Below are 2,320 nucleotides of genomic sequence, written 5' to 3'. Positions count from 1 at the left end.
CTTCCGCCGCACCGAGGCGCTGCCGAGCTACCTGATCGCCTTCGCGGTCGGTCCCTGGGACGTGGTGCAGGGGCAGGATGCCGCGCCCGGCGCGGTACGCGCGGCGCCGCTCAAGATCCGCGCCCTCGCCACCCGGGGGCAGGGCGGGCGCATGCGCTATACGCTGGCTAACACGCCGCGGATCGTCGCGGCGCTGGAGCAATACTTCGGAACCCCGTTTCCCTTCGAGAAGCTCGACAGCGTCGCCGCGCCGGATTTCGGCGGCGCGATGGAGAATGCCGGCCTGGTCGTCTACAACGACGTCCTGCTGACCGCCGACGAGCGGTCCTCGGTGCGGCAGCGCGACGGGTTCTGGATCGTCGGCGCGCACGAGCTGGCGCACCAGTGGTTCGGCAACCTGGTGACCTCGCGATGGTGGGACGATCTCTGGCTCAACGAAGGCTTTTCCAACTGGATGGGCGCGAAGATCTACGGCCAGCTGCAGGCCGGCGCATCGGTGGAGCGCGACCTGCTCGAAGAGACCATCCAGGCCATGGAGATCGACAGCCTGGCCAGCACGCGCCGCATCCACGAGCCGATCGGGGACTACACCGACATCGACGCCGCTTTCGACGACATCACCTACTCCAAGGGCGCGGCCACCCTGCAGATGTTTGAGAACTACCTGGGGCCGGAGAAGTTCCGTGACGGCATCCGCGACTACCTGCGCACGCACGCGCGCGGCACGGCCACCAGCGCCGACCTGATCGCCGCCGTCGCCGCGCGCAGCGACCGGCCCGATGCGGTCGGGCGGGCTTTTTCGAGCTTCATCGACCAAGCCGGCGTGCCGCTGGTCCAGGTCGACGTGGAATGCGGCCGGGACAGGCCGGCGCTGCTGCTGCGCCAGGCGCGCTATCTGCCGATCGGTTCCGGCGCCGCCGCCTCGCAACGCTGGGGCATTCCGGTCGCGGTGCGCTATGCCGATGCCGGCACGGTGCGGGAACAGAAGGTCCTGTTCGAGGGGGCGCGGATGCGCGTGGAGCTGCAGCAGGCACAAGGCTGCCCCGCCTGGGTCATGCCGAACGCGCATGCCGCCGGCTACTACCGCTTCGGGCTTTCGCCGCAGTGGCAGCGCGCGCTTGCCTCGGCGTTCGGCGGGCTCGACGCGCTGGAGCAGCGCAGCTACGCCGACTCGGTCATCGCCGCCTACGACGCTGGCAAGCTCACGCCTTCGCAGCTGATCGAGGCCTTGCCGGGATTCGTGCGCGGCATCGCCAGCGCAACGGTGACCGCCGGCACCGACCGGATCGACTGGATGGACCGGCATCTGTTCGGCGACGAGGCGGCGCGTAGCGCTTTCCGCGCAGGCATCGCCGAGATCTATCGTCCGACCCTGGACAAGCTCGGGCTGCGCTTCCGGGACGGCGAAAGCGACGAGACGCGCAAGCTGCGCAAGACGCTGATGGAATTCCATGCCGACACCCTGCACGAGAGGCAGGTGCGCGCCGCGCTGCGCACGCAGGGCCGCGCGGTGCTGGGCCTGGACGGCGACGGCCGGCTGCATCCGGACGGCGCGCCGCGCGATATCCGCGGATTGGCCTTGAGGATCGCGGTCGAGGAGGGCGGAAAGGAGGCTTTCGACAGCGCCGAGCGCCACCTGCGGGCCGCGCAGGAAACGGAGATTCGCCTGCAACTGCTGCAAGCCCTGGGCAGCGCGAGCGATCCGGCGCTGGCCGAACGCGTCCGCGCCCTGGCGCTGGAGCCGGATCTGGTACGCCGGACCGAGCTCTACGACCTGCTGAAAGGGCAGGCGGACGATCCGCGCGCGCGGCAGGCGCTGCGCGGCTGGCTGGAGCGTCATTTCGATGGTCTCAACGCCAGGGTCAGCCCCGCCGGAGCGGGGTTGGTCGCCCTTTACGCACAGGGCATGTGCAGCCAGGGCGATGCGACGCAGTTGCGGGAAAGATTCGCCGCGCGCCTCGAACACGTGGAGGCCGGTCCGCTGACGCTGAAACAGGCGGTCGAGAACATCCAGATGTGCGCGGCCCAGGTCGCGCTGCGACGGCGGCAGGCGCCGGCATTCACGCAACGATGACGGCGTTTCCGGGCCACGCCGGCGTGGGCTGTAACTAACGACACATGCCTTCAGGCACGGTGCGCCGTATCCTCCGGCCTCCTTTCGGGAGGCCGAATCATGCGTCCGTTTCGCAACAAAGCGCTGCAAAGCAACAGGTTCCGGATCAATGCCCTGGCGGGTGCCCTGCTGGCCTGCGCCGGCATCGCCCACGCCGCCGACCCGGTGCCCAAGGGCCCGCTGCCGCGCACGGTGGTGCCCTCGCTG

1 protein-coding gene is annotated in these 2,320 nt (G+C 69.9%); it reads left to right on the top strand.

Annotated elements, in window-relative coordinates; translation table 11 throughout:
* On the top strand, window positions 1-2,074 hold a 2,074-nt coding region (locus MD221_RS17360; RefSeq protein WP_242113411.1), incomplete at its 5' end, for a M1 family metallopeptidase.
* Window positions 2,075-2,320 lie beyond the last annotated feature (246 nt).

Origin of the sequence: Luteimonas aquatica (genome assembly GCF_022662575.1) — a bacterium.
Classification (GTDB): Bacteria; Pseudomonadota; Gammaproteobacteria; order Xanthomonadales; family Xanthomonadaceae; genus Luteimonas; species Luteimonas aquatica.
The sequence above is the reverse complement of the archived record's forward strand: the minus strand, read 5'-3'. Positions and strand labels throughout refer to the sequence as shown.